General features: G+C 71.3%; 21 protein-coding genes and 1 tRNA gene. 7 read left to right on the forward strand and 15 right to left on the reverse strand.

The genetic code is table 11. The annotated features are described in order from the left end of the window. Window positions 1–140: 140 nt before the first annotated feature. The 8 genes from POL25_RS12035 to POL25_RS12070 all read right to left on the reverse strand — a co-directional run bounded on the left by POL25_RS12035 (window position 141) and on the right by POL25_RS12070 (window position 6,741). Window positions 141–1,583 carry a caspase family protein gene (locus POL25_RS12035; protein WP_272086111.1) on the reverse strand — a complete coding sequence of 481 codons (1,443 nt, stop codon included), beginning with the start codon at window positions 1,581–1,583 and terminating at the stop codon, window positions 141–143. Between the two features lie 147 nt (window positions 1,584–1,730). Further along, window positions 1,731–2,162: a hypothetical protein gene (locus POL25_RS12040; RefSeq protein WP_272086112.1), complete on the reverse strand. Its 432-nt coding sequence runs from the start codon at window positions 2,160–2,162 to the stop codon at window positions 1,731–1,733. A 41-nt stretch (window positions 2,163–2,203) separates the two neighbouring features. Further along, window positions 2,204–2,605, reverse strand: a complete 402-nt coding sequence (locus tag POL25_RS12045) for a RidA family protein (RefSeq protein WP_272086113.1) — start codon at window positions 2,603–2,605, stop codon at window positions 2,204–2,206. Window positions 2,606–2,609: 4 nt separating this feature from the next. Then, complete coding sequence (locus POL25_RS12050; RefSeq protein WP_272086114.1) at window positions 2,610–3,320, reverse strand: hypothetical protein; 711 nt, start codon at window positions 3,318–3,320, stop codon at window positions 2,610–2,612. 247 nt (window positions 3,321–3,567) lie between these two features. Next, complete coding sequence (locus tag POL25_RS12055; protein WP_272086115.1) at window positions 3,568–4,431, reverse strand: 3-hydroxyacyl-CoA dehydrogenase family protein; 864 nt, start codon at window positions 4,429–4,431, stop codon at window positions 3,568–3,570. Window positions 4,432–4,553: 122 nt separating this feature from the next. Further along, window positions 4,554–4,638: transfer RNA gene (locus POL25_RS12060), tRNA-Leu, on the reverse strand. Window positions 4,639–4,683: 45 nt separating this feature from the next. Continuing rightward, a complete protein-coding gene (gene pyk / locus POL25_RS12065; protein ID WP_272086116.1) occupies window positions 4,684–6,135 on the reverse strand; it encodes a pyruvate kinase in 1,452 nt (483 codons plus the stop codon). 195 nt (window positions 6,136–6,330) lie between these two features. Further along, on the reverse strand, window positions 6,331–6,741 hold the full coding sequence (locus tag POL25_RS12070) for a hypothetical protein (protein WP_272086117.1): 411 nt from the start codon (window positions 6,739–6,741) through the stop codon (window positions 6,331–6,333). A gap of 165 nt (window positions 6,742–6,906) precedes the next feature. On the opposite strand from POL25_RS12070, the gene POL25_RS12075 reads away from it, so the two are divergent. The 6 genes from POL25_RS12075 (at window position 6,907) to POL25_RS12100 (ending at window position 13,114) form a co-directional block, all read left to right on the forward strand. Beyond that, the gene (locus POL25_RS12075) at window positions 6,907–7,632 is read left to right on the forward strand and encodes a CAP domain-containing protein (protein ID WP_272086118.1); all 726 of its coding nucleotides are present in this window, start codon (window positions 6,907–6,909) and stop codon (window positions 7,630–7,632) included. A gap of 93 nt (window positions 7,633–7,725) precedes the next feature. Further along, window positions 7,726–8,901: a THUMP domain-containing class I SAM-dependent RNA methyltransferase gene (locus tag POL25_RS12080; protein WP_272086119.1), complete on the forward strand. Its 1,176-nt coding sequence runs from the start codon at window positions 7,726–7,728 to the stop codon at window positions 8,899–8,901. A 30-nt stretch (window positions 8,902–8,931) separates the two neighbouring features. Continuing rightward, the gene (gene corA, locus POL25_RS12085) at window positions 8,932–9,912 is read left to right on the forward strand and encodes a magnesium/cobalt transporter CorA (protein ID WP_272086120.1); all 981 of its coding nucleotides are present in this window, start codon (window positions 8,932–8,934) and stop codon (window positions 9,910–9,912) included. A 100-nt stretch (window positions 9,913–10,012) separates the two neighbouring features. Further along, window positions 10,013–11,275 (forward strand): glucose-1-phosphate adenylyltransferase, encoded by a 1,263-nt coding sequence (gene glgC / locus POL25_RS12090; protein WP_272086121.1) that lies wholly within the window; start codon window positions 10,013–10,015, stop codon window positions 11,273–11,275. Between the two features lie 17 nt (window positions 11,276–11,292). Continuing rightward, entirely contained in the window at window positions 11,293–12,741 is a 1,449-nt protein-coding gene (gene glgA, locus POL25_RS12095) for a glycogen synthase GlgA (RefSeq protein WP_272086122.1), read from the forward strand. A gap of 151 nt (window positions 12,742–12,892) precedes the next feature. Next, a complete protein-coding gene (locus tag POL25_RS12100) occupies window positions 12,893–13,114 on the forward strand; it encodes a DUF3820 family protein (protein WP_272086123.1) in 222 nt (73 codons plus the stop codon). 91 nt (window positions 13,115–13,205) lie between these two features. Here POL25_RS12100 and POL25_RS12105 read toward each other — a convergent pair whose 3' ends face one another. From POL25_RS12105 to POL25_RS12125, 5 genes are all read right to left on the reverse strand, one after another. After that, the gene (locus tag POL25_RS12105) at window positions 13,206–13,577 is read right to left on the reverse strand and encodes a DUF7793 family protein (protein ID WP_272086124.1); all 372 of its coding nucleotides are present in this window, start codon (window positions 13,575–13,577) and stop codon (window positions 13,206–13,208) included. A gap of 455 nt (window positions 13,578–14,032) precedes the next feature. Continuing rightward, entirely contained in the window at window positions 14,033–14,536 is a 504-nt protein-coding gene (locus POL25_RS12110; protein ID WP_272086125.1) for a hypothetical protein, read from the reverse strand. A 44-nt stretch (window positions 14,537–14,580) separates the two neighbouring features. Continuing rightward, the gene (locus POL25_RS12115; protein ID WP_272086126.1) at window positions 14,581–16,650 is read right to left on the reverse strand and encodes a carbon starvation CstA family protein; all 2,070 of its coding nucleotides are present in this window, start codon (window positions 16,648–16,650) and stop codon (window positions 14,581–14,583) included. A 48-nt stretch (window positions 16,651–16,698) separates the two neighbouring features. Next, on the reverse strand, window positions 16,699–17,502 hold the full coding sequence (locus POL25_RS12120) for a PAS domain-containing protein (RefSeq protein WP_272086128.1): 804 nt from the start codon (window positions 17,500–17,502) through the stop codon (window positions 16,699–16,701). Between the two features lie 44 nt (window positions 17,503–17,546). Beyond that, a complete protein-coding gene (locus tag POL25_RS12125) occupies window positions 17,547–18,446 on the reverse strand; it encodes an aldo/keto reductase (RefSeq protein WP_272086129.1) in 900 nt (299 codons plus the stop codon). A gap of 665 nt (window positions 18,447–19,111) precedes the next feature. Between POL25_RS12125 and POL25_RS12130 the strand changes: the two genes are divergently transcribed. Then, window positions 19,112–19,255: a hypothetical protein gene (locus tag POL25_RS12130; protein ID WP_272086130.1), complete on the forward strand. Its 144-nt coding sequence runs from the start codon at window positions 19,112–19,114 to the stop codon at window positions 19,253–19,255. Between the two features lie 118 nt (window positions 19,256–19,373). On the opposite strand, the gene POL25_RS12135 is transcribed toward POL25_RS12130, so the two are convergent. Further along, window positions 19,374–19,793 (reverse strand): hypothetical protein, encoded by a 420-nt coding sequence (locus tag POL25_RS12135; protein WP_272086131.1) that lies wholly within the window; start codon window positions 19,791–19,793, stop codon window positions 19,374–19,376. Window positions 19,794–19,898: 105 nt separating this feature from the next. After that, window positions 19,899–22,874: a carboxypeptidase regulatory-like domain-containing protein gene (locus POL25_RS12140; RefSeq protein WP_272086132.1), complete on the reverse strand. Its 2,976-nt coding sequence runs from the start codon at window positions 22,872–22,874 to the stop codon at window positions 19,899–19,901. Between the last annotated feature and the right edge of the window lie 45 nt (window positions 22,875–22,919).

Genomic DNA, 22,919 nt, shown 5'->3' on the forward strand with positions numbered 1-22,919 from the left:
ATGCCGCCGAACCCGGCCGCGTTCCACCACCGACTCGCCCGATCGGGCGTGCCGGGCTCGACCGCAGCCGGCCGCGGTCGAGCCCGGCGCGCCCGCGCAGCCCCTCGCGGAGGACGCGCGGGCCCACCCGGACGCGCCGCCTACTGCCCGCCGAACACCGCCAGCGCAGCCGCGGCCTTGCGCACCGCGTCCCGGTCCGGCGTCTCCGCGAACATCTCACGCAGCGGCAGGTCGACCAGCGTCAGTGTCTGCCTGTCCAAAATCAACGTGCACTCCCCGTGCGCCGCCTCGACCTTGTGCGCCAGCTCGGAGGTGATGACCCACCCGTGCGCCTCGAGCCGCGACACGCACTGCGCCGGCACGCAGCCCGCACGCAGCGCGAACGTGATGCGCTCCGGTCGGAGTTGCAGGCACTCGAGCAGATCGGCCACGAGCCCCGGCGCGTCGAGCCAGGCCGGCCGCAGCGACAGGTCCTCGACCAGGACCCCGCGCAGCTTCTCCGTCGCCTCGTAGCGGACGCTGTAGTGGCCGTCGGGGAAGCTGACGCCGCTGCCCTCGACGGACACCGCCGACGACGCCCACTTGAAGCGCGCGCGCAGCCGGCTGACCACGCGCCCGAGCTCCTCCTCCAGGTGCTCGCCGAGCGCCGCGTTCGCGCGCGTCTCGAGGTACGCCTGCGAATAATGGGTGCGCGACAGCCCGGTCAAGACCTCCTTGACGAGGATCTGCCGCGCGCCGACCGACATCTCCACCGTGTCGAACAGTCGACCATCGATGCCGAGCGCGCCCTGGCTCAAGATCGGGCCGCTGAAGTCCGCGAGCACCAGCGCCTCGTCGGACGCGTCATGCAGTGACAGCACCGAGCGCGTCGAGGGGGCCCATCGGTGGATCTGCGCCGCCAAGAATTCGTGGAGGCGCGAGACGGTCAACATCCGCTCGACCAGCGCCCCCGGCTCCTCGCCGCGCAGGGCCGGCAGCAACAGCGCGGTGAACAGGCCGTGCTGCGGGTTCGGCGATCGCGTCGGCGCGCTCTCGGCCGACATCGCCAGGATCGTCACCCCCTCGAGGGTGCGCAGCGACGCGTCGAACGCCTCGGGGGCCGTCGGGCGCGCATCGAGCACGATGAGCTTCTGCTCGGCGGGCGAGCTGGCGAGGATCTCCGCGACCACGGACAGCGACACCAGGCAGCTCGCATCGTCGTCCGCGAAAGCGTCCTGCGGCACCAGATAGGCCGCGGGATCGCCGACGAGGTGGTGCCCGCGACCGCTGAAGTAGAAGATCACCCGGTCACCCGCGGCGCTCGACCGGACCAGCTCTCGCAGCGCCTTGACGATCGCGCCGCGCGACGGCGTCGCCCCTCGCCCCGACACCAGCGCCTTGACGCCCTCGAGGTCGGCCTCGAGCTGCGGCACGTCGCGGAAGCAGTCCGCGAACCCGAGCGCGTCGTTGCGGCAGGTCGTCAGCGGCTCGAAGCCGCAGTCGCGGTCGTAATCGTCGATCCCGACGGCGAGCACCCTGGCCCGTCCGGGCGCGGCCTGCCCGCTCAGGGCCTCGCGCTGCCGCTGGGAGAGTCCGCCCGGCATGGGAGCGGGCTGCCTAGCACGGCGCCCAACCGCGAGCAACCACGCGGCCCGGGGCTCGCGTGGCGTGCCGTGCGCCCGGCGCGAGCCCGGCCGTCCGCAGACCGCTCGCACCTGAGTTTCCGAGATGTCTCAAAAGACAGCTTGTGTTCACACGCCGGTGCGCACCAGCGCCGGCCGCTCGGGGTCAGCCCCCGGCAGCGTCGCCGCCTCGGCCAGCGCCGCCGTCACCTCGTCCGCCCGCGCCCCGCCGAACTCCGCGTCGGCCAGCAGGCGCACCAGCGGATGCGTCGCCCCGCGAGCGGCCGCCCGCCACGCCTGCGTGCTCGCGCCCACCGTCACCGCGTCGATCGTGCCCGCCGCCTGCAGCGCGCGCAGGTGAGCCACCACCAGCCCGCGGACCTCGTCGCACAGCCAGTCCCAGTCGACCTCCCAGTCGCGGACCAGCGCGCGCAGCTCGGGCTCGGGCAGCGGCACCGCGTAGAGCTCGAAGCCCCGCGGGTACGCCGACACGTGGGCCTCGGCCGCTGCAGAGGCGAGCGCGCGCAGCGGCGCGGCGAGGGCATCGAGCAGGTCCTGCACGCGCGAAGGTTACCCGATCGGGAACACGAGCCTTCCCCAGTTCACAGCGGCGCGTACACGTCCGCCTCGATCTCGATCAGCATCGCCGGATCGATCAGCCGCCGCACCTCGACCATCGTCGTCGTCGGTCGGTCCTCTTTAAAAAATTCCGCGTGGGCGCGCCCGTACTCGGCCCAGCGGTCGATCTCCGTCACGAACATCCGCGTCCGCACGATCCGTGTCCGGTCCGTCCCGAACGGTCGCAGCGCCTGCTCGATCAGCTCCAGGCAGCGGCGAGCCTGCGCGTACGCGTCGCCCGGCGCGAACACCCCCGCGCCGCTCGCGTCGATCGGCGCCGTGCCTGTCACGAAGATCAGGTCGCCGGCTCGCAGCGCCCGGCAGTAGCCGACTTGCTGCTCCCACGGCGCCTGCGAGTAGACCCGCTCGAAGTCCTTCTGGCTCACGCGCTCACGCTAACACGGGCGCGGCGGCCTGGGTCTCGCACACCCGTCGCCGCACCCCGGTGACGAGGCTCCACAGCCGCCGCGGCGCCCCCTCGATCGCCAGCGCGCGCAGCGTCGCTCGGTGATCGATCAGCACCAGCGTGCACGCGGCCGCGGCCACCACGAACCACACCGCGCTGAAGATCGCCCGCCGCCACGGCGACGCCGTCTGTTGGCGGAAGAATCCGCAGTGGAACTCGAGGTGGGCCTCCTCGTCGCCGCAGATCTCCCGCAGCACCTGTCCCATCGAACAGGTCCCCAATCGCTCCGCGATCATCCCGTAGAAGCCGATGCCGATGACCTCGGCCACCAGCAGCACCAGCAGCTTGAGTCGCAGCCCCAGCAGCCGGCGCCCGTGCACGAACAGGCGGTCGGTCCACGCCGAGCCGCGCAGCGATCCTCCCAGGGCGCGCACCATCGCCGCCAGGATCCGCGCATGCCGGCCCTCTTCCTTGACGAACAGCTTCAGCGCCGCCCGATAGTCGGCGTCGACGCCTGCCAGGTGCGAGCGCTCGATCTCGCGGACGATCCGCCCCTCACCGCTCTCGCCGACCTGGAAGATCGCCAGCGACCGGCACAGCGGCGCCTGCCAGCGCGGCGGCACCCCTGCGGCCTCGACCACCGGCAACGGCCTGCGCGCGTTCTCTTCGAAGTGCTGTCTCCACGGGCTCCACATGCGAGCGCCTCCTGCGCTCGCTCATACGCCCGGGCTTGGGTGCATCGTGCCCGTCAACCCAGCGAACGGTCGCAACCGCGGGGCGAACGGTCGCCTCGCCGCGGCCTCCACTTCACCACCCGCAGCGAACGGCCCGCCGCGCTCGCCACCGCGACCTCCGCTTCACTCACCCCTCGCATCATCGCGCCCCGCGACCTGCCGACATCCCCGCGAAGGTGCCGGCCCGTCGCTCGCGGTCACCCGCCGCTCACCACTTGTAAAAACCTTCGCCCGACTTCTTCCCGAGCTTGCCTGCCGCCACCATCTCGCGGAGCAGCGCCGGCGGGCGGAAGTGGTCGCCCTGTTGCAGGTTGGCCGCCAGGTACTCGGCAATGTTGAGGCGCACGTCGAGCCCGACCAGGTCGGTCAGCTTGAGCGGGCCCATCGGGAAGCCGTAGCCGAGGCACATCGCCTTGTCGATGTCCTCTGCCGACGCCACCTGCTCCTCGACCATGCGGATCGCCTCGAGCCCGATCACCAGGCCCAGGCGGCTGGTCGCGAAGCCGGGCGAGTCGCGGACCACGATGCAGTCCTTGCCGAGCTTCGCGCCCCAGCCTTGCACCGCCGCCAGCACCTCCGGCGCGGTCTGCTGCCCGACCACGATCTCGAGCAGCTTCATCACGTGCACCGGGTTGAAGAAATGCGTCCCGATCACCCGCTCCGGGTGGGGCAGCCCGGCCGCGATCGCCGTCACGCTGAGCGAGCTGGTGTTGGTCGCCAGCACCGCCGTCGACGCCACGTGCGCCGCCACCTTCGTGAACAGCTCCTGCTTCAGCGCCAGCTTCTCGGGCACCGCCTCGACCACGAGATCGGCGCCGGTGACGGCCGCCGCCAGCTCGGTCTCGCCGCGCAGGGCCGCCAGCGTGGCCGTCCGCTGGGCCTCGGTGACCTTGCCCTTGGCCACCCCGCCGTCGAGGTTGGCGCGGATCTTCGTCAGCCCGGTCTCGACCAGGTCGGCGCGCACGTCGTAGAGGCGGGTCTCGAAGCCGGCGGCGGCGGCGACCTGGGCGATCCCGTGGCCCATGGTGCCGGCGCCGATCACGGCGACCGTGGAGATTGCGGACGCAGTCATGGCGCGGGTTATAGCCCGACCGCGCCGCCCGCGAACCCGCGAAACTCGCCGGCTCGCGTGAGGCGCGGCGACCTGCGGGTCGCGCGACCAAAACAAAAACGCCGAGGAGAGCGTCCTCGGCGTGGTGCGAAGGGAGGGACTCGAACCCTCACAGGTTACCCCACCAGATCCTTAGTCTGGCGCGTCTACCAATTCCGCCACCTTCGCGTGCGTGGCCTCCCCATGGGCTTCCCCAAGGGGAGGCGGTGTGTATCACAGGTTCGGCGGGGGAGGCAAGCTCTCCCCGACCACGTGGAGCTTGAGCAGGTTCACGGACTTGTGATCTTTCACCGGGTACCCGAGGGTGATCACGACGCGGTCCCCGCGCGCCAGCATTCCGCGGCTGAGGATGAGCCTTTCGATGTCGACGAAGATGCTGTTGCCGTGCGGGCTCGACACCGTGAAGAGCACCGGGACCACGCCCCAGTACACGGCGAGCGCCTGGTAGGTCGCCGGGTTCGGCGTGAACGCGAAGATCGGCACGCGCGGGCGGTAGTCGCTGACGAGGCGGGCGATCCCGCCGGACACCGTGTACGTCACGATCGCCTTGGTGTCGGGCAGCGACTTGCAGCAGACGACCGCGGCGCGGGCGATCGCGTTGGTCGAGTGGCCGAGGTCGAGGTCGGACGGCTCTCGCCAGTAGCGCTCCTGGCGCTCGATCGAGCGCACGATCTTGTCCATCGTGTGCACCGCCTGCAGCGGGTACGCGCCCGAGGCTGTCTCTCCGGACAGCATCACCGCGTCGGACCCGTCGAGCACCGCGTTGGCGACGTCGGACGCCTCGGCGCGGGTCGGCCGCGGGTTGCGGATCATCGAGTCGAGCATCTGCGTCGCCGTGATCACCAGCTTGCCGACGCGGTTGGCCAGCTCGATGCCCTGCTTCTGGATCACCGGCACCTCCTCGGGCCCGATCTCCACCCCGAGGTCGCCGCGGGCGATCATGATCCCGTTCGACACCTCGAGGATCGACTTCAGGTTGGTGACCGCCTCGGGCTTCTCGATCTTGGCCACGATCGGCACCACCCGCCCGTACTCCTCCATCATCGTCCGCACCGCCAGCACGTCCTCCGGCTGACGCACGAACGAGATCGCCACCAGGTCGACGCCCAGCTCGAGCGCGAACCGCAGGTCCTCCTTGTCCTTCTCCGTGATCGACGGCAGCGACAGGTGGACCCCCGGCAGGTTGACGCCCTTGCGCGACGTCAGCAGGCCGCCGGTCACCACCTGCGTCTTGATGTCTGGGCCCTCGACGCCGGTCACGCGCACCTCGAGCGCCCCGTCGTCCATCAAGATGCGGTCGCCCGGCTTCACCTCGCCGGCCAGGTGCGGGTAGTCGATCGCCACGCGACCCGCCTCGACCTTGGCCTCGGGGTCGACGCTGAGGATGAACTCTTCGTTGGCCTTGAGCTCGAGGCCCGGCGCGGGGATCTTGCCGACGCGGATCTTGGGCCCCTGCAGGTCGGCGAGCACCGCCACGGCGATGTCGCGCGCCGACGCCTCGCTCCGGATCGTCTGGAACACCCGCGTGTGGTCCTCGTGCGACCCGTGCGAGAAGTTGAGGCGGGCGACGTTCATGCCGGCCGAGATGAGCGCGCCGATCTGGTCCTGGCTCGAGGGACCGATCGTGCAGACGATCTTGGCGCGGCGAAGAGGCGGAAGCGACATGGCGCGCATCATGCCATGACGCCCCGGCCCCGCCATATCCCGCCGCGGTGACGCGTTTGCCACGACGCACACTTCGTCCGCGCACCGCGCGCGTTCGTTCACGTGCTCGCTTCAGCCTGCCAATTCACGCGCCCAGCCCGGGCATGCACGATTTGTCTGCGACTGCGCCGAGCTGCGGGCAACGGACCAGCCCGCTCACCAGCGCGAGTAGAGCGTCCCGAGATCGACCGGGGTATGCACGCCAAAGGCGTTGCCGATCGAAGTGATGCACACGCGCTTGTGATCCGCCGGGTCGACGATGACCTCGCACGGGGCCCCGGCGAGCAGCAGCGATTGCAACATCTCCGGCACCACGATCGCGGCCTCGATCTGCGCCTCGCCGCCCGGCAGCGCGACCTTCAGCGTCACCGGCCGCGTGTAGATCTGCAGCGACCCCTGACGCGACGTGACCCGGCCGGCGCCGACCGCCAGGATCGTCCCCGTCGCCTTCGTCCCGCTCGCGCGCAGTTGGTCGTGCGCAGCCTGTGCGATCGGCCCCTGCGTGACGAGGGCGATGACAAGCCAGCCGATCATACCCATCCCGACGAGCGCGATCACGAAGTACACGCTCCGAGTCTACTCGCTCGCGCGCGCGACATGGCCGCACCCGCGGCGAGGGCACGCTCGCGCGCCCGCGCTCTCGAGGCCGCGAGGCTTCCGGCATGGACACGCGCGCCCCCACGCCGCCCCAGCCCGCGCCTGCTATGGTCGCTCTCGCTTTACGGAGGCCTCATGCGCAATTACGTCTCGCTGATCCTGCTCGCCCCGCTGTGTCTCACCGCCTGCTCCGACCCCAAGGATCCGCTCGACGGCCTCACCGCGGCGCCGACCGACGGCAGCAGCAGCGACGGCAGCGACGGCTCCGCGACCACCGGCAACGACGCCGCCACCAATTCGATGAGCGGCACCAGCGACGGCCCCGGCGCGACCACCGACGACGAAGAGCCGCCGAACCCGACCAGCACCAGCGCCACCACCACCGGCGCCGATCCTTCCGCCGGTCCGACCAGCGATCCCTCCGCCGGCCCGACCAGCGATCCGAGCTCGGCCTCCGACACCACCGGCGACCCCGCCGATCCGTACGAGCAGGCGCGACAGCTGTGCGTCGACACCATCAACATGTACCGCGCCACGCTGGGCCTGCCGGCCTATCAGCGGTGGACCGACGCCGAGAGCTGCTCCGACGCCGAGGCCGCGGCTGACGGCCAGAGCGGCACCCCGCACGGCGCCTTCGGCATGTGCGGCGAGTCCGCCCAGAACGAGTGCCCCGGGTGGCCGAGCCCGGCCGAGCAGTCGCTCCCGGGCTGCCTCGAGCAGATGTGGGCCGAGGGACCGGGCGAGGACTTCCAGATGCACGGCCACTACATCAACATGTCGAGCGAGCAGTACAGCATGGTCGCCTGCGGCTTCGCCGACGCCGGCGGCGGCAGCATGTGGATGGTGCAGAACTTCAAGTGACGGAGCCCGGCGCGGCGGGGGCGGCGACGCGGGACTTCTGCTTCGACAGCGCCGCGTTGTGATCGACGTCGCAGTCGCGCTAGACTGGGCTCGATGCGCGAGTTGTTCGCCGTGGCCCTGCCCGGGCTGGAGCCGCTGGTCGCCGCCGAGCTCGACGCCCTCGGCCTCGGCCCCGGGAAGGTCGTGCCGGGCGGCGTCGGTTTTCGCGGCGACTGGGCGGCGCTGATCGCCGCCAACCTGCACTTAAGGACAGCCACCCGCGTGCTCGTGCGCCTGGCCGAGTTCCCGGCCCACAGCTTCGCCCTGCTGTCCAAGCGGATGACCGACATCGCCTGGGAGGACCTGTTTCCCCCGCACGCGCCGGTGCGCCTGGCCGTGCGCGCCACCGCCCACAAGTCGCGCCTCTACCACACCGGCGCGATCGCCGAGCGCGTCCACCTCGCCGTCGCCGCGCGCCTCGGCGCCCACGTCGAGCTCGCGCACCCCCACGACGACGGCGAGGATGACCCCGAGGCCAGCTCGACCCATTCGACCGTGCTGCTGGTGATCCGCCTCGAGCGCGACCGCTGCACCGTCAGCGTCGACAGCTCCGGCGACCCGCTGCACCGCCGCGGCTACCGGCTCGCCACCGCCAAGGCCCCGCTGCGCCCGACCCTCGCCGCCGCCTTGCTCGCCGCCGTCGGCTGGCGCCCCGGCGAGCCGCTGCTCGACCCGTTCTGCGGCTCCGGCACGATCGCCATCGAGGCCGCCCTCATCGCCCACGGCAAGCCCGCCGGGGCCCTGCGCGACTTCTCGTGCGCCCGCTGGCCCGCCCTCGCCGCCGCCTACCCGGCCCTGCGCAAGGCCGCCGCGAGCCTGACCCAAGAGCCATGTCCCTACGCGCCGATCGTCGCCTCCGATCGCGACGAGGGCGCCGTCGCGGCCGCGCGCGCCAACGCCCAGCGCGCCGGGGTCGACGGCGCGATCGCCTTCGCCGTGCGCCCGTTCGCCGCCTGCGAGCCGTTCAGCGCCCGCGGCCTGCTGCTCACCAACCCGCCCTACGGCCTCCGGGTCGGCCGCGCCCGGACCTTGCGCGACCTCTACGCCCACATCGGACACGTCCTTCGGGACAGGTTCCCCGCCTGGCGCGCCGCGCTGCTGTGTCCGCCGGACCTGCGGGTCACCGTCGGCGTCGCCCTGCGCCCTGTGCTGAGCACGCGGACTGGCGGGCTCGCGGTCGAGCTCGCGCTGGCCGAGCAGACGCGGGCCGACGTCCGGGCGCGCGGCTGAGGCTCGCGGCGCGCGTGGTACCCTCGGCGGGTGTTCACGCTGCACGCCTTTCACCCGACGCGCGGCCACTGGAACGAGACCGAGCTCGGGGCCCTGACGCGGCTGCTCGCGGACCCCGAGATCACGCTCTGGCTCGACCTCCAGGACCCGACCGACGACGAGGCGCGCGTGCTCGCCGACGTGTTCCATTTCCATCCGCTGGCCATCGAGGACATGCTCCACGACTACGGCCACCCCAAGCTCGACGTCTACGACGACTACGTGTTTCTCATCGTCCACGGCGTCGACTTTCACAGCCTCGACCTCGACACCGGCTTCGTCGTCAACACCCTCGAGCTCGACATCTTCGCCGGCCCGCGCTACGTCGTCACCCACCACGCGGACAACACCTTGCGCTCGGTCAGCGAGCTCCACCGTGACGTGTGCGACCCCTGTCATCGCCCGTGGATCAGCGTGCGCGTGCTGCACCGCCTGCTCGACCGGCTCGTCGACAATTACTTGCCGGTCATGGACAAGATCGGCGCCCGGCTCGACGTGCTCGAGGACCTCATCATCCACCGGCCCGAGCCGGAGCAGCTCGAGCTCGTGCTCGACGCCAAGAAGACGATCAACCGCCTGCGCCGGATCACCGGTCACCAGCGACTGATCTTGGAGTCGCTCGCGCGCGGCCACATCGACCTCATCCCGCGCGACAGCATCGCCTTCTTCCGCGACATCTACGACCACTTCGTGCGCGTCGCCGACATCTCCGAGGCCAACCGCGAGGGCGTGCAGGCGGCGGTCGAGGCCTATCTCTCGGTCTCGGCCAACAAGACCAACGAGATCATGAAGGTCCTGACCCAGATCTCGACCGTCATGCTGCCCCTGACCTTCATCGCCGGCATCTACGGCATGAATTTCGACATCATGCCGGAGCTGCGGTGGACCATGGGATATCCTTTCGCCCTCGGCCTGATGGCGCTGACTGCTGCCGGGCTCATCGTCTGGTTCCGGCGGCGGCACTGGCTGTGATGCGAGCCCTGCTGCGTGGACGGGCCCGGAGGTGGCCATCCTGCCGCGATGTTGATCTCGCCACCCGGGCGGTGGTACATGACCGGAGGGAGGGCCCTGTATGGTCTTCGAGCCGCGTCTTCGTGAACTCACTCGAACCGCGCTGACCCTCGTGTTGGCCGGTGGGCGTGGCAGTCGCCTCGCCGCTCTCACCGATCGCCGGGCCAAGCCGGCCGTCTACTTCGGCGGCAAGTTCCGCATCATCGACTTCGCGCTGTCGAACGCGATCAACTCGGGGTTCCGCAAGATCTCCGTGCTGACGCAGTACAAGTCGCACAGCCTCCTGCGCCACTTGCAGCGCGGCTGGAGCTTCCTGCGCGGCGAGATGGACGAGTTCGTCGACCTCCTCCCGGCCCAGCAGCGGCTCAACGAGGAGGACTGGTACCGCGGCACGGCCGACGCCGTGTGGCAGAACCTCGACATCTTCCAGAGCCTGCAGCCGTCGCACGTCATCGTCCTCGCCGGAGATCACATCTACAAGATGGACTACGGCAAGATGCTCTGGCAGCACGTGACCCGCGGCGCCGACGTCACGGTCGCCTGCTTCGAGGTCCCGCGCAAGGAGGCCAGCGCGTTCGGGGTCATGGCGGTCGACCCTGGCGGTCGCGTGGTCCGCTTCGTCGAGAAGCCGGCCGACCCGCCGCCCATCGTCGGCAACCCCGAGATGTCGCTGGCGAGCATGGGCATCTACGTGTTCAACGGCAACTTCCTGTTCGACCAGCTGCGGCGCGACGCCGAGGATCCGAACTCGAACCACGACTTCGGCAAGGACATCATCCCGTACCTCGTGCAGGGCCGGGCCAGCGTGTTCGCGCACCGCTTCCAGGAGAGCTGCGTCGTCAGCGAGTCGGGCGGCTCGCCGTACTGGCGGGACGTCGGCACCGTCGATGCCTACTGGGAGGCCAACATCGACCTCACCAACATCATCCCGCCGTTCGACCTCTACGACCCGCAGTGGCGGATCTGGACCTACCAGGAGCAGCTCCCGCCGGCCAAGTTCGTCCACGACGAGGACAACCGGCGCGGCCACTGCCTCGGCAGCATGGTCTCGGGCGGGTGCATCATCTCCGGCTCGCTCGTGAAGCGCAGCCTCCTGTTCTCCAACGTCCGCTGTCACTCCTACTCGCGGCTCGAGGGCGCCGTGATCTTGCCCGACGTCGTGGTGAACCGCAGCGCGCGGCTCAGCAAGGTCGTCGTCGACCGCGGCGTCGAGATCCCCGAGGGCCTGGTGGTCGGCGAGGATCCGGAGGAGGACGCGCGTCGGTTCCACCGCACCGCCGGCGGCGTCACCCTGATCACGCGTGAGATGATCGACCGCCTGTAGCGCCCCCGGGTTTTCACATGCGCGTCCTGTTCGTCGCCTCCGAAGTCTATCCCCTGGTCAAGACCGGCGGCCTGGCCGACGTCGTCGGCGCCTTGCCGCTCGCGCTCGCCGAGCTCGGCGTCGACGTGCGCGTCCTCGTGCCCGGCTACCCCAAGGTCTTGGCCGGCCTGCAGACGCGCGGCCGCGAGGTCGACCTGCACGGCCTCGTCGGCGGCGGTCCGGCCAAGCTGATGTACGGCCGCGTCGGTCGGCTCGAGCTGCTCGTGCTCGACGCCCCTCACCTGTACAATCGGCCAGGTAACCCCTACGTCGACGAGCACGGGCGCGACTTCGGCGACAACCACCTGCGCTTCGGCGCCCTGTGCGACGCCGCCGTGTGGCTCGCCGGGCCCGAGGGCGGCCAGCGCTGGCGGCCCGACCTGATCCACGGCCACGACTGGCAGGCCGGCCTCGTGCCCGCCTACGTCGCCATGATGCCGCCGCAGCAGCGCGTGGCCACCGTCACCACCATCCACAACCTCGCCTACCAGGGCGTGTTCCGCTCCGAGGCCATGGGCGCGCTGCGGCTGCCCGCCTCGATGTTCGACATCCACGGCGTCGAGTTCCACGGCCACCTCGGCTTCCTCAAGGCCGGCCTCTGGTACAGCGACAAGATCACCACCGTCAGCCCGACCTACGCCAGCCAGATCCAGACCGAGACCTACGGCCACGGTCTCCACGGCCTGCTGCGGCGGCGCGACGCCGACCTCTACGGGATCCTCAACGGCATCGACACCGCGGTCTGGGACCCGGCCACCGACGCCCACCTGCCCGCGCCGTACAGCGTCGACGACCTCGCCGGCAAGCGCCACGGCAAGCGCGCGCTGCAGCTCGAGCTCGGCCTCCACCCTGACCCCGACGCGCCGCTGTTCGTGGTCGTCAGCCGGCTCGTGACCATGAAGGGCCTCGACCTGCTGCTCAGCGCCGGCCGCTCGATCCTCGAGCGCGGCGGCCAGCTCGCCGTCCTCGGCTCCGGCGAGGAGCGCCTCGTCGAGGGCTTCCAGCAGGCCGCGCGCCTCAACCCCGGCCGCGTCGCCTACCGCGGCGGCTACGACGAGCCGCTCGCCCACCGCATGCAGGCCGGCGGCGACGCCATCATCATCCCCTCGCGCACCGAGCCGTGCGGCCTCACCCAGCTGTACGGCCTGCGCTACGGCACCGTCCCGGTCGTGCGCCGGACCGGCGGCCTGGCCGACAGCGTCGTCGACACCACCCCCGAGAGCCTGAGCGCCGGCCAGGCCACCGGCGTCCTGTTCAACGACATCGACGCCTCCGCCCTCGCCTGGGCCCTCGGCCGCACGATCGCGCTCTACCACAACCGCCCGGTGTGGCAGCAGATCGTCCGCAACGGCATGCAGCAGGACTTCAGCTGGCGCCGCAGCGCCGCCCGCTACCTCGACCTCTACCGCCGGGCCCTCAGCCGCTGAGCGGGCGGGCCTGTCTGATGCGACATGCTCTCTCGAGCATGTCCGAGCGGCCATGCTCCATCGAGCATGTCTGAATAGACATGTCCGGATCGGCGACTGGGGCGCCGCTCCCGCGGCTGCAAGCGGCCCGCGGTTCGGCTATCCTGCGCGCGTGGCCGAACTCCAGCTCGACCCCGAGGCGCTGCAGGACCTGATCGACGCCCGCATGCCGTTCGGCAAGTACCAGGGCCTCGCGCTGCTCGACCTGCCCGAGCCGTACCTGGTGTGGTTCTCGCGCCAGGGCTTCCCGTCGAGCAAGCTCGGCCGCCAGCTCGCGCTCACCCTCGAGATCAAGATCAACGGCCTCGAGCGCATGCTGAAGCCGCTGCGCTGAAGCCTGTCCCCTCCGCGCGCCTGCGCTGCGGCAGAGACGAGCGGGCGGGCCGCTGACGCCTGTCCCTTCCGCCAGGTTCACTGCGCGCCTCTCAGCGCCCTGCGTCTTCCAACTCGTCGAGCCAGGCCAGCGCCTCGGCCTCGGCGGAGAACGAGCGGAAATCGCGGGCTCCGCCGGCCAGGCGGATCATCACGTTGATCGCCGCGCGCACGATCGGGTTCGTCACCACCGCGGCGATGGCGAGGTAGTTGCCCTGCGTCGTCGGGAAGTACTTGCGCGCGTCCGGGGCGTACTCGATCCCCTTCTCCGTCAACAGCAGCACGCGCCAGCGGTGGTTCGGCCCGCCCGGCCCGACCAGGGCCCCGAACGCCTCGGCGTCCGACAGCGCCACGTGGCCGCTGGAGTGGATGATGAGCAGCGGCGCGCCCTTGGGTGTGCGGGCCTCTTCGAAGCGGAGCGGCATGACGACCGAGATCGTCCTGAGGGTAGACCGGCGCGCGCGGGAGTCAACGCTCCGCAAGTGTATGCCGGCGACGCCACCGCCGCGCCCCGGATGGCCCTCGCCGCGGGCGCCAAAACCGCCGTCCTGGCTATTGACTGCCCGCCCTTTACGACATGTCTCATAAAACATGTTCAAAGGACCAGGACGATGCCGCTCGCCGCCGCGCCCGAGCCTGCCCGCACGCGTGCTACCCTCCGCCTTCCGCCCATGCCTCCCGCGCTCGCCATGCCGCGTCATCTCCTCGAGGTCGCATGACCGGCGCCCGCCAGCTCGCCGAGCTCGCCCGCGCCGACACCAAGTGGACCGCGATCGAGGCCATCTGCGAGGGTCCCGCCGACGACCTGCTCGCTGCGGCGCGGACCCAGTTCGCGACCACCCCGAATCGCCGCGCCGACCTGATCGCGCTGCTCCGGCGGCTACCCGGTGGCCCGGCCGAACAGCTGCTCGTCGAGTGGCTCGACGATGCTTTTTCCACCCAACACGCCGCGGTCCTCCGCGTCCTGGCCGAGCGCCGGGCCAGCGTGCCGAGCGCGATCCTGGAGCGCATCCTCGCCGCCGCCACGCCGCGCACACCGAAGGCCGCGGCAAAAATCGCTGAAAAAACCCGCCGCGATTTCGAGCAATTGCTCGCGGCCGTCGGCTGCCTCGGCGACGCCTCGATCGCGCCGCTCGTCGCCCGTCACCTCGACGCCCACCCCGCCACCGCGGCGCTCGCCCTCGGCCGCCTCGGCGCGCGCGATCACATCCCCGCGCTGCTCGACCGTCTCCCGCGGGTCGAAGCCGCAGCGCAGTCCGCCATCGTCGCCGCCTTCGAGCTGCTGGACGACGCCTCCGTCGCGCCCGCCTTGCTCGCGTGGCTGCGCGCGAGCGCTGGTTCGACGAGGCGCTGCGATCCAGATGACCGCAAACACATGCTCCATCGGACATGCTCCATCGAGCATGTCCGAAAAGTCATCTCTCTCGTTCACCCCGTCCGCGCGCGCAGGATCTCCAGCCATTTGCGCCCGCTCATCGCCAGGATCGCCACCACGCACGCCAGCAGCGTCCCCGTCACGATCGTGTTGACGATCCCCATCGTCGCCGTCGCCGGGTCGCGGGTCATCGGCACGTAGACCTCGACCAGCGAGCGGAACCCGGCCGTCAGGGTCGTCGTGCCGACGAACAGCAGCGGCCCGAGGGTCACCCACGCGTAGGCCGGGCGGCGGCCCTCCTTGAGCACGATCGTCGTCCCGACCGCCAGCGCCACCGCGGCCAGCAGCTGGTTGGCGATGCCGAACATCGGCCAGATCGTGGCGATCGATCCGGTCAGGATGAAGTAGCTCCACCCGGCCACGATCACCAGCGACGACAGCACCGCCCCCGGCGGCCACGACGGATCGCCGAGCTTGCGGTGGAACCGCCCCATGAACTCCTGCAGCAGGAACCGGCCCACCCGCGTCCCCGTGTCGATCGTCGTCAGGATGAACAACGCCTCGAACATGATGGCGAAGTGGTACCAATAGTCGAGCAGCGCGCGCATGCCGGGCAGGCCCGAGAACACCCGCGCCATCCCGACCGCCAGCGACACTGCCCCGCCCGTGCGTGCCGCGATCACCTCGTCGGTCGCCTCCGCCAGCTTCGGCAGGTCCTCGACCTTCACCCCGAGGCGCTTGAAGTCACCCGTGCTCAGCTCCGACGCGTGCAGCGAGCCCGCTTCGGCGTGGTAGCCCAATGCTGCGAGTGACCCATTGGAAAGCCGCAGCACCTCCGACAGCTTCAGCGAGCGCTCCGCCGCCGCCGTCGCCGACTGCCCCTCTGCCAACCCGAGCCGTCGGCGATCGTCCGCCGTCATCACCGGGTCGAGCGCCGCCAGGGCCTCGCGCGTCGGCGCCAGCCCGCCCTTCGCGTCGGCGACCACCGCGATCTTCGGGTCGGTGTTGATCGCGAAGTAATCGGCGGGTGGCAGCGCCGTCGCGGCCAGCAGCGCCGTGATCCCGACCAGCCCCTCCATCAGCATCGCCCCGTAGCCGATCGGCCGGATGTCGGACTCCTTGTCGACCATCTTCGGCGTCGTGCCCGAGGCGATCAGCGCGTGGAAGCCCGAGATCGCCCCGCAGGCGATGGTGATGAACACGAACGGGAACAGCGACCCGCGGACCACCGCCGGGAACACCTCGCCGTCGACCGCGATCGTGCCCGCCCCGACCGTGTTCAGCAGCGGCATCTCGATCACCGGGTTGACCAGCACGATCCCCAGGACGAGCAGCGCGATCGTCCCGATCTTCATGTACGACGACAGATAGTCGCGCGGGCACAGCAGCATCCACACCGGCAGCACGCTGGCGACGAACCCATAGGCCGCGATCAGCAGCGTGATCGTCGTCTCCGACAATTGCAGCAGCTGGCCCAGGCTCGAGTCCTGGACCTGCTTGCCGAACACCACACACAGTAATAATAACAGCACCCCGACCGCGGTCGCCTCGCGCACGCCCTGGGCGCTGCCGCGGCGCACCTTGTAGATATAGAGGCCCATCGCCAGCGCGATCGGGATCGACGCGCCGATCGTGAACACTCCCCACGCGCTCTCGGCCAGCGCGCCGACGACCACCCGGCCGAGGCCGGCGAGGGCGATGACGACGATGAAGAGGATCGCCACGCCCGCGACCGCGCCGACGCCGGGTCCGAGCTCGTCGCGGGCGATCTCCGCCAGCGAGCGGCCGCCGCGGCGCACCGAGGCCGTCAGCATCACCAGGTCGTGGACCGCCCCGCCGAGCACCACGCCGATCAAGATCCACGAGTAACCGGGCAAAAAGCCGAACTGGGCCGCCAGCACCGGGCCGACCAGGGGACCGGCGCCGGTGATGGCCGCGAAGTGGTGGCCGAACAGCACCCAGCGCGACGTCGGGTGGTAGTTCTGGCCGTCGTTGCGCACGTGCGCCGGCGTGATGCGGGCGTCGTCGAGCGCCAGCACCTTCGCCGCCAGGAACGCCGAGTAGTAGCGGTAGGCGATCGCCAGCACCGCCAGAGCCAGGATCATGAACCACAGCGCGTGCATGGACGGGGCGACAGGCTACCACGCCCCGCACCCGCCGCGCCGACCGGCTCAGGCGCGGCGCTTGTGGGCCGACGCGAGGGCGTGCGCCACCCCGGCCTTGAGGTCACCGAGCACGACCACCTGGCCGAAATCCACGCCCAGCCGCACGATCGCCTGCGCCACCGTCGGGCCCACGCCCGTCACCACCGCCGCCGCCCCGAGCAGGCGCACGCCCGCGGCCGCCCGCGCCAGCGCCTCGATCGCCGTGGTGTCCATGCGCCGCACGCCGGTGACATCGAGGATCGCCGTGTGGGCGCGGTACTGCGTCACCCCTGTCAGCAGCGTCTCGGACATCTGCGCCGCCCGCTGGGCGTCGAGCTTGCCGATCAGCGGCATCACCAGCACGCCGTCGGCCACCGGCAGCAGCGGCGTCGCCATCTCGAGCGTCGCCTCGAGCTGCGCCTGCGCCTCGGCGTCCTCGGCGTTCTTCCTGGTGGTCACGTCCTCGAACCACCCGATCACGCCGGCGATCGCCCCGCTGGGGTCGCGCAGCGGGATGCGGTGGCGATCGATCCAGATCGTGCTGCCGCCCTCTCCGGGGAACGGCAGGCGCACGTAGAGCCGCTGCTGGCCTGACTGGATCACGTCGAGGTCGTCGGCCCGGTACGAGGCGGCGTCGTCTCGCCACCACAGGTCCGTGTCGCTGAGCCCCACCAGGTCATCCGGTGAAGCGAAGCCGCACAACTTCGCCATCGCCTGATTGCCGCCGAGGTAGCGCGAGTCGAGGTCCTTCCAGAAGACGGCCCACGGCAACGAGTCGACCACTGCCTTGAACTGCGCCAGCTGCCCTGCGAGATCGAGACCCTGAGTCATGCGCGGCGACCGTATCACGCCGCAAAACGGCGTAAAGGGGGTCCTCAGACGGCGCGTGCGGCCGACGGAGACGCCTGCGTCGTCGGGAACGCATGCTCCAGAGCGGCGAGGTCGTCGTGCGAGAGTGTGAGCGCCCCGGCCGCCGCGCTGTCGATGGCGCTGGGGATCTTGCTCGCGCCCGGGATGGGGATGACGACCGGCGAGCGGGCCACGAGCCACGCGAGGGCGATCTGGAACGGGGACACGCCGTGGTCGGCGGCGACGCGGCGCAACGTCGGATCCTCGGCGACACGGTGCTTGCCGCGGGAGCCACCGACCGGGCTGTAGGCGAGGTAGGCGATCTTCTCCGCCTCGCACAGCGAGATCACTCCGTTGCCGAAGTCGCGGCGGTCGAACACGCTGCAGCGATTCTGCACGCTGACGATCGGCGCGACCTGCTGGGCCCGGCGGATCTGCGCGGCTGTCACATTGGAGAGGCCGATGTGCACGATCTTGCCGGCGCGGCGCAGCTCCGCCAGAGCGCCGACGCTGTCCTCGAGCGGGACCGCGTCGTCGACCGAGTGCAGCTGATAGAGCGTGATCGCCGGGACCTTGAGCGCCTTGAGGCTGGCCTCGCAGGCGGCCTTGAGGCGGCGCGGGTGGGCGTCGGTGACCCATGCGCCGCCGGGTCGGGTCAGCCCGCCCTTGGTCGCCACCACCACCGACTCCGGGTCTTGCCACTGCTCGAGCGCCGCCTCGATCAGCTTCTCGTTGTGCCCGATCTCCGCCTGGTCGAGGCAGTACACGTCGGCCGTGTCGATGAGCGTCACGCCGGCTCGCAGCGACGCGTGGATCACCTTGATCGCCTCCGACTTGGCCGGCCTCCCTTCGAGCGAGAGCGGCATGCCGCCGAGACCGATAGAGGACACTTGAAGGCCGGTGGAGCCGAGCGGTCGGAGGTTCATGGTGGGCGTCCTCGCAGGTGCGAACCGACCACTTAGCACAGAACCAAGAACATCGGACACGGGCACTTCTGCCCGCCTCGGTGACCACTGCGCGTTCTCGCACGAGACCGCCGCGACGCGGCTCCACCGCCGCAGTTTCGCGTGAAGTCGATTTCATCTCACCGGGGTTTTTGCGGGCCCTCGATCGAAGGATGCTCCGCGTGTTGCAGCGACGTCATCGAAGCGACGCGCGCACATGCGCCGCGCGTCGCATCACCGCGACGAATTCTTTGCGACTGACTTGCTCGTGGTCGTCGCCGTCGCCGAGACCTCGGCGAGCATCACCGTCGCCCGCACCAATCATACCGCGGGGACGTCCGACGTGCCGTCCAACAGCTTCTGGCCGCTCGAGCTGTCGTGGGTCACCGGGCTGCTTGCGGTCAACAGCGTCGTCTCCCTCGACGAGGCGACGTGCTTCAGGTCGTGTCGGCCAGCAACGGCGTCCGCGCCCCGCGGCAAGAGCCAGTGCTCGGCATCCAGGATGGTGGAGCCAGGGACACCGGGCATCGGGCTCTTCGCGCAGCAACCCGAAGCAGTGGCGAGGACGCGCGCTGTGGGGCAGGATCGACGCGTCGAGCGGCGGCATCCTGGCGGCCGGGGACGGAGAGGACGAGACGGGCCCCGCCGTGTGCGCCCTGTCGTTCGCGGCGTTCACCGGCGCCTTCGCTGCGCCGACGATCGGGGTGGCCGTCGGGCGCTGGCACCACCGCACGCCGTTGCGCCGCTACGAATTGCAGCTCCGCGCCACTGGCCTGCAAGTACGCTTCTGACGCGCACCGTCCATTGCCGCCGAGGCCGCGAGCGCGGCGAAGCGCCGACCCGTATCGATCTACTCGTCGCAGGGTCGAGCCTTTGCACGCCCACCCGCGACCTCTCGCAGTCACTGTCTCAAAGACCGCGGCGCTCGAGCGCGCGGAACAGGTCGTCGAGGAATTGCACCTCGTCGGTCGTCGCGTGCAGGTCGCGGCCGAGCGTCAATGCTGCCACCGAGATCAGCATCGCCACCACCTTCGAGCGCACCAGGTACTCCACCTGCTCGAACGCGCCGTTGTGCAGCTTGCCCCACCGCTTGAGCTCGTCGCGCGCCGCGGGCGAGTAGCCGGCCATCTCGGCCCACTCGTGGAACACCGTCAGGCGGCCGAGGCTCATCTCGCGCTCGGCCCGTCCGGTGTAGAACTGCAGCGCCCCGAGCGTCGCCTGTCCTTTGAGCCTGGTGATCAGGAACCGCTCGGCCGGGCGCCACAGCAGCACCTCGGTGCCGCCCACCTGATAGACCTCCGCGTCTGCGTCGTTCCAGGCGAAGGACACCACCGCAGGTGTGCCTGAAACCCCACGCGGTGGGAAGTGCGCAAACGGCGAGCGGACATTATCGCCCGCCGCGCGCCGGTGCGAGGCGACCCCACGAGTCACCATTCACGGCGGCGCCCCGGTGGTGACCTCGAGCGTCGCGCCGCGCTCGAGCCCGAGGCGCAGCGTCGTGCCGACTGGCGCGCGCGTCAGCTGCTCGTAGAGGTAGCGCCGCTCGCCGGTCACGTCCTCGCCGTCGACGCTGACGATCACGTCGCCCGCTCGCAGGCCTGCCGCCGCCGCCGGCGACCCGGGGCGCACCAGCGCGACCTCGAACTTGCGCTGCGCCGGGTCGGCCGCGGGTGCCCCGAGCTTGATCGCGTAGCCGAGGTCTCCGCTCGCCTCGCCCGACTTGAGGCGCTGCTTGGCGACCCGGATCGGCGGCAGCTCGACCTCGGGCCCGCCGGCGATCGTGGTGGTCCACGTCGTCTGGCTGTAATCCACCGCCGTACCGCGCGGCGCCGCCACCAGCACCGTCACCAGGCCGACCGGCGCTCCCTCGACCTCGAAGCGGCCCTGCGCGTCGGTCCGCGGGGTGTGGCGGTCGTCGATCGTGTAGCCCTGGCCCTGGCTGACCCGCACCGCCGCGCCGACCACCGGCGCCCCCTCGAGGTCGACCACCGTCCCGCGCAGCTTGACCTTCGCCGCCAGCTCGACCCGCACCCCGGCCCGCTCCTCACCTGTCCCGAGAGACACCTCGGCGTCCTGCGTGCCCTCCGGCGCGCTGACCGACAGCTTGTACTCGCCCGCCGGCAGCTCCGCGAAGCTCCACGCGCCACCCGTGCGAAAGAACTGGTCGGTGCGCTGATACCCGGTGCGCGGGTCCGCCAGCGTCGCCGAGAACTCCTGCGGCGAACCGCCGCCCTTGAGCGCCACCGTCCCCGCCAAGCGGCCGGTCGGCGCGATCGTCAGCGTCACCTCGGCGCCGAGCGCCACGTGCTCGACCGTCGTCTCGCCGCCGCCGCGGCGGAACGCGCGGACCGTGTACTTGCCGGGGAACAGCTCCTCGACCGCGAAGCGGCCCTCGGCGTCGGTCAGGTGCGGCTTGCTGTTCAGGCTGAAGAACCGCGGCGCCGCCCCGCCCGACCCGCGCGCGCTCTCCGACTCGCGCGTCGCCTCGACGAACGCGTCGCCCACGACCGCGCCGCCGGCGTCGCGCACGACCCCGACGATCTTCCCGTTGCCGGTCTCGACGGTCAGCTTGACGGTCGCCACCGCGTCGGCCTCGACCATCAACTTCACGCCCTGCACGTCGTCGTCGCCGGTCCCCGGCGCGCGCAGCTTGACGCCGTCGCGCGTGGCCGCCACGCGGTACTCGCCGGCCGCCGCCTCGGGCACGTGGAAGCTCCCGTCGTCGGCCGTCATCGCCGACGCGCGCCGCCCCGGCGCCTGCAGCGACACCTGGGCCCGCGCGACCGGGTTGCCGTGCACGTCACGGACCTCGCCGCGGACCTGCCCCGACGCCAGCAGCGTGACGCGGATGTCCTCGAGGTCCTGTCCTTCGGGCAATGTCACTTCGATCGGCTTGTCCCCGGTCGGCCGCGGCGTCCCCTTCGAGAACGCCCGCACCTCGTACGCGCCGGGTTGCAGCCCCGCCAGCTCGAAGCGCCCGCTCGCGTCGGAGTCGACGAACGCCGGGCCGCTCGCGCGCGGGGCCGCTTGCCCGGCCTCGGCCTTGACCCGCGCCATCACGCTGACCGCCGCCGCCGGCTCGCCCTTCGCCGTCGTCACCGTGCCGCGGATCGCCCGCCCCGGCGCCACGTCCCACCGCAGGTCCTCGATCGGCCGCTCGGTAACCGTCACCGGCGCGTACTTCTCGGCCGACACGAACCCCTCGCAACGCACCGTCACCTCGTAGGTGCCCGGCAGCAGGCCCGGGACGCGCACCCGCCCGTCGGCCTCGATCTCCGCCCCGAAGTCGCGCTCGCCCGCGCCCTGCAGCCCCACATGTCCCGAGGGACAGGATGCTCCGCCGGGCGTCACCACCACCGCGCCCGCGATCGTCGTCGCCGGGTGGGCCTCGATCACGATCGCCTCCGACGTCTCGCCGAGCCCGAGCACCACCTGCTCGGCCGCCATGCCGAACGCGTCGTCGGCCGCCACGCTCGGCTTGTACGCGCCGGGCGAAAGTTGAGCGATGCGGAAGTTGCCGCCGGCATCGGTGACCGACACACCGCCGCCGCCGCCGAAGAACGTGTCGCCGCGCGTCGCCGTGACCTTCGCGCCCTCGACCGGCGAGCCGTCGCCCGCGCGCACCACCTTGCCGACCAGCACCGACTCGGGCGTCAAGAACAGCTCGAACCGGTGCCCCGGCGCCGCTCCGCGGTCGCTGCCGGGCGCGTAGCCCTCGGCGCGCGCGTGCACCTGCGGCTGGCCGGGCGCGAGCCACAACGAGAACGCTCCCTCCGCGCCCGACGTGGCGAACGCCATGCCCGTGCCGAGGTACACCCCGCCCGCGCTGACGATCGCGCCCTCGACCGCGCCGCCGCTCAGGTCCGTGACGACGCCGTGGATCTCCACGCCCCCGCCGCGCAGCGTGATGTCGACGCCGAGCGCCTCGCCGCCGGGCGCCAGCGCCACCATGTCGAGGTTCGACGGCCGCTCGCCGCGGGTGTGAAACGCCGGCACGTACCCCGGCGCCGACGCGCTCACCGAGTGCCGCACCGCCCACAGGCCGTCGACGCGGTAGTGCCCGTCGCGCTCGCTGACGGCGCACGGCGGCGTGAAGGTGTCGCGCGCGTCGAGCAGCCCGCCCATGGCGATCGCACACACCTGCGCGCCGGCGATCGGCTGGCCCTTGTCGTCGCGCACGGTCCCGGCGATCGCCGCCTTCGCCAGCTTGCGCGGGTCGATGTCCGGCTGCGACGCCGCAGCGATCACCGGCGCGATCACGGGCGCCTCGTCCGGCGCCGCCGCTGCCGGCGTCTCTTCAACCTGTCTCTTCAGACATGTCGCCCAGGCCACCCCGGCGACGCCGAGCCCGAGCGGCAGAAACCACAAGATCCGCGACCGACCCTCGCGCGCGCCGTTCCGACTGGTCATGCGCCTCCTGTCTAGGCCGCCGGGCCGGCGATCGTCAAGGCGCCA

Source organism: Nannocystis bainbridge (genome assembly GCF_028368995.1).
Lineage (GTDB): Bacteria > Myxococcota_A > Polyangia > Nannocystales > Nannocystaceae > Nannocystis > Nannocystis bainbridge.

Bases quoted from the DNA above. Each gene is read 5' to 3' on its own strand.
- glgA (WP_272086122.1), top strand. From the start codon at position 11,293: ATGCGCGTCCTGTTCGTCGCCTCCGAAGTCTATCCCCTGGTCAAGACC.
- POL25_RS12080 (WP_272086119.1), top strand. From the start codon at position 7,726: ATGCGCGAGTTGTTCGCCGTGGCCCTGCCCGGGCTGGAGCCGCTGGTC.
- POL25_RS12140 (WP_272086132.1), bottom strand. From the start codon at position 22,874: ATGACCAGTCGGAACGGCGCGCGCGAGGGTCGGTCGCGGATCTTGTGG.
- POL25_RS12105 (WP_272086124.1), bottom strand. From the start codon at position 13,577: ATGCCGCTCCGCTTCGAAGAGGCCCGCACACCCAAGGGCGCGCCGCTG.
- pyk (WP_272086116.1), bottom strand. From the start codon at position 6,135: ATGTCGCTTCCGCCTCTTCGCCGCGCCAAGATCGTCTGCACGATCGGT.
- POL25_RS12115 (WP_272086126.1), bottom strand. From the start codon at position 16,650: ATGCACGCGCTGTGGTTCATGATCCTGGCTCTGGCGGTGCTGGCGATC.
- POL25_RS12075 (WP_272086118.1), top strand. From the start codon at position 6,907: ATGCGCAATTACGTCTCGCTGATCCTGCTCGCCCCGCTGTGTCTCACC.
- POL25_RS12120 (WP_272086128.1), bottom strand. From the start codon at position 17,502: ATGACTCAGGGTCTCGATCTCGCAGGGCAGCTGGCGCAGTTCAAGGCA.
- POL25_RS12110 (WP_272086125.1), bottom strand. From the start codon at position 14,536: ATGGAGCATGTGTTTGCGGTCATCTGGATCGCAGCGCCTCGTCGAACC.
- glgC (WP_272086121.1), top strand. From the start codon at position 10,013: ATGGTCTTCGAGCCGCGTCTTCGTGAACTCACTCGAACCGCGCTGACC.
- POL25_RS12035 (WP_272086111.1), bottom strand. From the start codon at position 1,583: ATGCCGGGCGGACTCTCCCAGCGGCAGCGCGAGGCCCTGAGCGGGCAG.
- POL25_RS12050 (WP_272086114.1), bottom strand. From the start codon at position 3,320: ATGTGGAGCCCGTGGAGACAGCACTTCGAAGAGAACGCGCGCAGGCCG.
- POL25_RS12125 (WP_272086129.1), bottom strand. From the start codon at position 18,446: ATGAACCTCCGACCGCTCGGCTCCACCGGCCTTCAAGTGTCCTCTATC.
- POL25_RS12055 (WP_272086115.1), bottom strand. From the start codon at position 4,431: ATGACTGCGTCCGCAATCTCCACGGTCGCCGTGATCGGCGCCGGCACC.